The organism is Methylocucumis oryzae, from assembly GCF_000963695.1.
In the GTDB taxonomy this organism is placed as follows: Bacteria; Pseudomonadota; Gammaproteobacteria; order Methylococcales; family Methylomonadaceae; genus Methylovulum; species Methylovulum oryzae.
On sequence record NZ_LAJX01000213.1, the window covers coordinates 1 to 8,174 of the forward strand.

Annotated in this window: 6 protein-coding genes; 3 read left to right on the plus strand and 3 right to left on the minus strand. The window is 50.6% G+C overall.

Features of this window, described 5'->3' with window-relative positions; translation table 11 throughout:
• The first annotated feature begins 269 nt into the window (after positions 1-269).
• The 3 genes from VZ94_RS17525 to VZ94_RS17535 all read left to right on the plus strand — a co-directional run bounded on the left by VZ94_RS17525 (position 270) and on the right by VZ94_RS17535 (position 5,277).
• Positions 270-2,456 carry an NAD(P)-binding domain-containing protein gene (locus tag VZ94_RS17525; RefSeq protein WP_239650042.1) on the plus strand — a complete coding sequence of 729 codons (2,187 nt, stop codon included), beginning with the start codon at positions 270-272 and terminating at the stop codon, positions 2,454-2,456.
• Between the two features lie 71 nt (positions 2,457-2,527).
• A complete protein-coding gene (locus tag VZ94_RS17530) occupies positions 2,528-3,658 on the plus strand; it encodes an inorganic phosphate transporter (RefSeq protein WP_045780209.1) in 1,131 nt (376 codons plus the stop codon).
• A gap of 335 nt (positions 3,659-3,993) precedes the next feature.
• Positions 3,994-5,277 carry an MptA/MptB family glycosyltransferase gene (locus VZ94_RS17535; RefSeq protein ID WP_131655615.1) on the plus strand — a complete coding sequence of 428 codons (1,284 nt, stop codon included), beginning with the start codon at positions 3,994-3,996 and terminating at the stop codon, positions 5,275-5,277.
• On the opposite strand, the gene arsS is transcribed toward VZ94_RS17535, so the two are convergent.
• From arsS to VZ94_RS17550, 3 genes are read right to left on the minus strand one after another with little or no spacing between them, the layout of a single operon-like run.
• Positions 5,274-6,227, minus strand: a complete 954-nt coding sequence (gene arsS, locus VZ94_RS17540; RefSeq protein WP_045780211.1) for an arsenosugar biosynthesis radical SAM (seleno)protein ArsS — start codon at positions 6,225-6,227, stop codon at positions 5,274-5,276. The genes VZ94_RS17535 and arsS overlap by 4 nt on opposite strands.
• Positions 6,228-6,233: 6 nt before the next feature.
• Positions 6,234-6,929: a TIGR04282 family arsenosugar biosynthesis glycosyltransferase gene (locus VZ94_RS17545; protein ID WP_045780212.1), complete on the minus strand. Its 696-nt coding sequence runs from the start codon at positions 6,927-6,929 to the stop codon at positions 6,234-6,236.
• A complete protein-coding gene (locus tag VZ94_RS17550; protein ID WP_045780213.1) occupies positions 6,929-7,978 on the minus strand; it encodes a methyltransferase domain-containing protein in 1,050 nt (349 codons plus the stop codon). The genes VZ94_RS17545 and VZ94_RS17550 overlap by 1 nt, the downstream gene beginning before the upstream one ends.
• Positions 7,979-8,174 lie beyond the last annotated feature (196 nt).

Genomic DNA, 8,174 nt, shown 5'->3' on the forward strand with positions numbered 1-8,174 from the left:
TTACGGCGTCCTGCGTTCTAAATGACCTGTCCCGTCTTAAGTTGGTAACCCAAAAGTGTAAGCCCAAAGTTTCACATCCCTGTGACTGGATTCCGGCAATCCCTGCCGGAATGACGGTTTCAAACAGACTTGTGTATAACGATGAGAGCCGGAGCTTGGGAACGAGTGAATTAGAAGGCACGCACAGCGTACCCTTATAGATTTATTCAAGATTATCCACTAACCCCTGATTCTTTATTATTCACCCTTTGTTTTTCGCCGCATTACTCATGAATTTACTCTCATCTTACGCCCACTGGTTGCATTTGCGTTGGCCGGCGGGTATTCCAGAACCGCTACCGGAAACCGGCCCGGATGGTTTGACGGCTGTTAACGGTATCCGTATTGCTGGCGATTTACTAGGCATTCCGTTGTTGAAATTCGCTGTCGATTCCGGGGCTAAAGCGGTACAGGCTTTTATTGATGAGCAAGCCTTTAAAGAGCCGTGCAAAAATCATCCCGATACCTACGATTTGGCGATTATCGGTGGTGGCGTGTCGGGATTATCGGCAGCATTGGCGGCCCATAAAGCGGGCTTAAAGTTTGTCATTTACGAAGCCGTAGAACCTTTTGCCACCATCGCTAATTTCACCAACGGCAAACCGATTTATACTTATCCGAAAACGTTTCAACCCGCTGGCGACATTAAATTAACCGCCACGCGCAAGGAAGCCTTGCTGGCTGAGTTGCAACAGCAAGCCGTCGCCGCCAATATCCAATTCCAATTACGGAAGGTAGACAGCATTGTCCGTGACGATAAACGCTTAGCCTTACAGTTTAACGACGCACACGGCCATGCTTATGCCAAACGAGTGTTAGTCTGCACGGGGCGCAACGGCGAACATTCCACGTTAAACGTACCGGGCGAAGGATTGGCTAAAGTCCATAACCGTTTGTTTGATCCAGGCGATTATCAAGGCCGTAAGGTGCTGGTAGTCGGTGGCGGTGATTCGGCGTTGGAAACGGCGATTAGCTTGTGTGAAGCTGGCGCAGAAGTGACGCTAAGCTACCGAGGCAGCGAATTTAGCCGCCCAAAACCGGATAATATCGTCAAAGCACAGACGTTATTAGGTAATGCAATTTGGTTTAACAGCCAAGTGATAGAAATCACTAAAGACAAGGTATTGCTGAGCCGCGCTGACTCGGGGCTGGAAATGCTGAGCAATGAGGCCGTGTTCGTGATGATAGGCCGCAAAGCCCCAATCGATTTCTTGAAGCGCTTAGGCATTCCGGCGCGTGGTCAGTGGTCGGCGGGCAAGTTTGCTAACTTACTTTTGGTGTTGTTGTTAGTCGCTTTGATATACAGCGGAAAATCCGGTAGCGGCTCCGTTTTTTCTTGGTTATTCAACCACAGCTTAACACCAGCCAATATCGACTTTTCCCGTTGGCCTGACGACCAAGCGTGGCTACGCGCCTTACAACCGGCGCTGGCATCCTGCGGATTCTATTACGAACTGGCTTATACCCTAGTGATAGGGTTATTTGGTTGGCGCCGTATCACCCGCACCCCCACGCCTTATGTTAAACGGCAAACGTTAACGCTGTTTGCAATACAAGCCATTCCCTTGTTTTTATTACCGTTTGTGCTATTACCTATAGCCGGTGAATTCGGGGCATTCGACAGCGGCGTAGCGGCTTGGCTGGCTGACCAGTTGTTTCCGTACAGCGAACAAACCGGTAACCGTGAATATTGGCGTAGCGTCGGCTTTATCTTGGCCTGGCCATTGTTCATCGCCAATGTGTTTACTGAGCAGCCAAATTACGCTTGGCTAGCCATAGGTTTTGGGCAAACTTTTGTATTGTTACCGTGGTTGGTGTACCGCTACGGCAAAGGCGCGTACTGCGGTTGGATTTGTTCTTGTGGCGCGTTGGCAGAAACGCTAGGCGACGCGCAACGCACGAAAATGCCGCATGGATCGATTTGGAATAAGTTGAATATGGCCGGACAAGCGATTTTAGCGGTAGCGATATTGCTATTATTGCTACGGATTGCCGCTTGGGCCTTGGTGGATTCGCCCGTTGGCGAGACTTTAGCGGACATTTTTACGCAAGCGACTTATCAATTCAAACTGTTTGGCATCCCGCTCAATTATGCCGAAGTCGTCGATTATTTCTTAGCAGGTATTTTAGGTTTGGGCTTGTATTTTCATTTCAGCGGGCGTACGTGGTGCCGTTTTTTCTGTCCACTCGCCGCGCTCATGCATATATACGCAAGGTTTAGCCAATTTAGAATTTTTGCCGACAAAGACAAGTGCATCTCTTGCAACATCTGCACCACGGTTTGTCACCAAGGTATAGATGTAATGGCTTTTGCCAATAAAGGCAAGGCGATGGAAGACCCGCAATGCGTACGCTGCTCGGCCTGCGTCAGCGGTTGCCCAACCGGGACTTTTAACGTTCGGACGCTTGCGTTCTGACGGTACGGTCATGCTGGATAAACTGCCCGCTTCGCCAGTGCAGATGCGCGAACAATAACGCCAAGCCGTTTATGTCTAATTTATTGCTTGTTATCAGCGTGATGTTGCTAGCCTATGCTAACGGCGCTAATGATAATTTTAAAGGCGTAGCTACGTTATTTGGCAGCGGTACTGCGGCCTACCGGCGGGCGTTGTACTGGGCAAGCTGGGCAACAGCGGCCGGTGCTTGCTGTTCGTTATATCTAGCCCACGGTTTACTGCTCAAGTTTTCTGGCAAAGGCTTGACCCCCGATACGTTGCTACAAACACCGGCATTTCTACTTGCAGTAGCGACGGGGGCCGGTATGACTGTGTTATCGGCTACTCGTTTGGGCTTACCCATTTCCACAACTCATGCGTTATTGGGGGCGATGGTCGGCGTGACGTTGTTAGCTAACCAAGGTCATATCAACGCCATGCCGTTATGGCACAATTTTGTCTTGCCGTTACTGATTAGCCCGTTGCTTTCGCTGTTCCTAGCTATGCTGATGCATTGGGTTATTACGCACTGCGTAACGGGAAAACGCTTAAAATCACCGGTATGCTTATGTGTAGAACCCCAAAATACCTCGGCCTTTGCTTATTCAGCAGGCGGGTTGATAGTCGCGAGTAGCGTACCCTCGATAACCGTAGACCAGCAAACTGCTTGTGCGGCGCGTAACGCTACCATTGTATTGGGTGTTAGCGCACAACGCTGGCAGGATAGCTTGCATTATTTAAGCGCCGGTTGCGTTTGTTTTGCGCGTGGCTTAAATGACACACCTAAAATCGCCGCTTTGCTATGGTTAACCCCGGATGATGAGTTAGTCACCACCGTTGTATTCATCGCATTAGCCATGTTATTAGGTGGTTTGCTCAATGCTCGGCGAGTCGCAATCACGATGAGCCATAACATCACCACCCTCGATCACCAGCAAGGCTTAGCAGCCAATATGACCACGGCCTTATTAGTGGTTATTGCCAGTCGTTTCGGTATACCGGTGTCCACCACCCATGTTGCGGTCGGGGCTTTAGTAGGTATTGGCTGGCTGAACGGTCAGCCAAAGTACGGAATGATTATGACAATCCTGTTGTCTTGGCTGTTGACCTTACCCAGTGCCTCGCTATTTGCGGCATGTGTTTATTGGGTAATGGAATCCCTGGTAACTGGCGTACACGTCTAGGCTTGTACCCGTATCACTGCCATTAAATTATAGGAATCAAGCAATTAAATTTGTGTAAGTTGGGTTAGCGATAGCGTAACCCAACATTTAACGCTCCCATCTTGTCGGGTTACGCTATCGCTAACCCGACCTACGAAAGAATATTTCACAAAACACAACACGCAAGTCATTGATTATTAAGTTAATAATTTAAGAATCCGACTTTCGGAGTGCACGGCTTGCCTTGCACAGATTTAAATACCGCACAAAGCAAGCTTGGTACTCCAAAATAGCTTAACTTAATGGGGTAATAACCCTATAGGTACAGCGTAACTTACTTTTGAACCCACACCGAGATGATAAAACCCCAATTCGCCCTGCTCACTGGCTGTTATGCCGTATTAACGTGGTTCTCCCGCAGTGCTTACAGTAATCAACTCCTGATATTTTTCGTGATTATGGCATTGGCTTTCGTCAGTTATTTTGCGTTGGCAGCATCAACCAAGCATGACCATCCAATTGACGCAAAAGAGGTGTTACTGGGTGCGGCACTATTCCGCATCATCGGCTGCTGTGGTTTGCCGTTGTTTGAAGACGATTATTTCCGCTATTTATGGGATGGCTATCGCTTCGCCACCTCGGGCAGCCCTTACGGTATCGCGCCGGAAGCATTTTTTACTGACGCCAATATTCCCAAATCATGGCAAAGCATTTTAGGGCAAATCAACCATCCCGACATCCCGACTATTTACGCACCGACGTTCCAATATGTTTTTTTAGCGGCGACCTTGCTAGCCGAAGGACACGTGTGGGTGTTGCAAGCCTTGTTGTGCCTGATTGACCTGTGGCTAATCGGTAATTTACTTAAACTAGCCTCACCCCGCCAAGTGCTGCTGTATGCTTGGAATCCGTTGGTCATCAAAGAAATCGCCATGACCGCCCACCCGGATGGCATGTTGCCCGCGTTGTTGATAGCCGCGTGGCTGGCAGGGCAACAACGCCAGTTTGTACAAGCCGGATTATGGCTGGCATTAGCGGCGGCGGCAAAAGCAGCGGCATGGTTACTAATACCGTTTTGGTTAGCGGCATTTATCAACAAGCCACGCGGTTGGCACATGGCGATGGCTTTGGCGCTGGGGTTTGCCGTCTTATACGCGCCGTTCTGGTGGCAAGGCGCAACCGACGCAGCAGGGCTTAAAGCCTTTGCGGACGGCTTTGAATTCAACTCGGCGTTGTATGGGCTTTTGACTTTATGGTTGCCGCCGTTGCCGTCCAAGCTGTTATTGGGAAGTTTACTACTGGTTGTGGCTTTGGCTTATGGTTGGCGGTATTGGCAACAACAAACCCGCGCCCTACCCCGCGCCGATGGGCTGCTAGGCGGTTTGTTACTGGTCTCGCCAGTGATTAACCCCTGGTATTTGCTCTGGTTATTGCCATTTGCCTGTATACACCGCAATCCGCTAGCCTGGGCGGCATCGGCGTTGTTGTTACTAGCCTACGTCACGGGCTTGAATTTAGACGACCCCAGCCTAACGCCGTATCAGCATCCAGCGTGGGTCAGGTGGGTGGAGTTTGGTTGCTTGATTTTGGTCTGGGTAGGTTTGCACGATAAGCCATTGAGCAGGCGTATCTCCGCTTAACCCAACCCACCCTGACAACTAGAACCTTGCCCTGCCGTGCAGCCGTAACAATGCTCGGCGACGCTAATGTCGTCGGGTAGGCGGGTTGGTTGCAGCAACTCCTCGATATGAATGCTTTGTCCTGCTAAGGGTAGTCCAAGCAATTGGTTGAAATCACAATCATAAACAAAACCTTGCCAATCCACGCTTAACAAGCTTCGGCACATAACGTGTTCTAAATTAGCGGGTTGGTGTGCGTGTTTGAGCAAGGCCAGATAACGGTCGAATTCGCCACTGGCTTGCAATACCGCGCCGAAGCGTTGGATGGGCATGTTGGTGAGCGTGAACAAGCGGTTGAAGTGGATGCCGAATTGCTGGTGCAAATAGTCTTTGTAGGCGTGTTCCAACGTGGCTTGTGGTGGCGGCAACACCGGGCCTTGCGGGTTATAGGCCAAATTTAGCACTAAGCCGGTGTTTGCTTGCCCATAACCTAAGGCATTGAGCTGGTGCAAAGCCGTCAACGAGTCTTGGAACACGCCTTTGCCGCGCTGAGCATCGACATTGCTTTCCAAATAACACGGCAAGGACGCAGTGATTTCCACTTGGTGCGCTGCCAAAAATTCTGCGGTGCCTGATTGCCCTACCATTAATAGCACTGTCAAATTACACCGGTCGATGACATGCAAGCCTTGTTGCCGCGCGGCCGTGACCAACCAGCGGAAATTTGGGTTTAACTCCGGCGCACCGCCAGTCAAATCCAAAGTGGTTACGCCCCGTTGTGCGGCAAACTGTAAGGCGGTTTGCATGGTGTCCCGTGTCATCAGTTCGGTGCGTTTAGGACCGGCGTTGACATGGCAATGTTGACAACTGAGATTGCACAGATAACCCAAATTCAATTGCACGGTGTGGGTTGGTCCGCGTTTAAGCGCCGGGAAATCGCTATTGAGCAGCCGAGCTTTGCTGTCGCGCATAGTCGTTTACCGGATGGGTGATGGCGGCAAGAACAAGCTGGCTATAAATGCCCGTAATTGCTGTTGTTCCGGCGAGGGGGCGGGCAAATCGTGTAGTGCCTGCTGTAAATCCAATAGATCGGCAGCTTCATCTACATCGCCCAGCAACGGCAGGTGTTTAATTTCACCCAAGCGGTTGATGTGCTTAAGCAATTGACTGCCGGTGTCGGCGCGACTGTAGCTCACGTCTGTCCAAACTGCTTCTGGTATGGCGATTGTGCCACCCACCAGCCAAAAACCGCCGTCGGTACATGGGCCGTAGACCAATCTTGCTTGGCTGCTGTCGCCTAGCCAGGTTATGGCTTCGGTCAATTGCGCCACGGTCATCTGTGGACTGTCGGCGCCAACAAATATGACACGGGCGTGGCGTTGCCGCAACTGTTGGTAAACGCTTGCTAAGCGCTGACCCAAACCACCTTCACCTTGTGCGATACAGGGTAAAGTGCGCCAATAGGGGTGGCTTAAGGCTTGGGTCTCGGCGACGGCAAAATAGCCTTGCGCGGCGGGTGTTAGTTGACTTAGCGTAGCGGCAACGGTGTGCGCGGCTTGTAGGTGGAAAGTTTCCGCCAAGGTTTTGCCCAGCGTCGCTGCCAAGCGGGTTTTGACAGGCGACAAACCGGGGGTTTTGACAAATAAGGCTATGGCAGCTTGAGCGGTGCTCATTAACAACAAGCCATGACCGGGTTATCGGGTAAACTGGACCGATTCGGCGGTGAGCAATCAAATAAACCAAAATGCGTGGTTTTGTCGCCAATAAGCGTGAAATAAGGCGCATAACGGCCTAAAGCCAACATATCGGCGGTATTGCCACATACCCGTAACGGCTTTCCGGTTTCAAATAAATGATGGTCATCTAAGGCAAACGCATGGGCATGCTGTTTAATGCCGCCTTGGTAAACAGCTATTTGACCAAAATCTTCACAGCGGTCTTCTAACGGCAGCTTAAAAGCTCGCACCGTCACCGAACGGAAGTTAACCATGCCAATTTTTGCGGCCACTTCGTCATCGTCTAAACTGATAGGTGATTCGCTGACGATACGCACATCCGGGCAACCCAAGTCCTGCATCATGCGCCGAAAATCGTGCCAATAACTCGCTCCCGCCAAACATTCGCCTAGCAATATCGGATCGTGCCTAAGCGCGGCGGGGATGCGGCGGTCGGCATAAACATCGGCAAAATACAGCTCGCCGCCGGGTTTTAACACTCGGAAAATTTCTGCCAATACCTTAGGTTTATCCAAAGACAAATTGAGTACGCAATTAGACACCACCACGTCGATAGACGCATCGGCTATACCTAAGCTCGCTAAATCTTCAATCGCACCTTGCCGAAATTCAACGTTGCTTTGAGCATAGCCATAGCGTTGGCTATGCCAATCAATATGCGCGTTGGCGACTACTAGTTGCTCAGCGGTCATGTCCACGCCAATGACCTGACCCGATTCGCCAACTAAACGGGATAACACATAAGCATCACGCCCTGAACCGCAACCTAAATCCAACACCGTACATCCCTCCAAAACAGGCGGCAACGGCGAGCCACACCCGTAAAAGCGCGCGCTGACTTCAGGATGCACGTCGGCTAATAACGCTAGCAAATATTTTGGCATAGCCGTTAAGGTGCAACAGGCGCTGGTTTTTAAGTCAGCACTGGATTTAAGAGTTTGTCCGTAGTAGGTTTGTATGGCTTCGGTAGAAGGATTGGCTGTCATAAAAATTTTGGGGTAGTGACAAAACGGATATAAGGAGGGCATAACGAACTTTGGCTACCCACTTAAGGTGGGACGCTTTTAATTTTTAGCCAGTAGAGCTAAACCGTCATTCCGGCAGGGATTGCCGGAATCCAGTCGCCATGGATGGCAAAGCTTCAAGCACATCCGTGTGTCCTCGGCAACTGCTCCTGCGTTG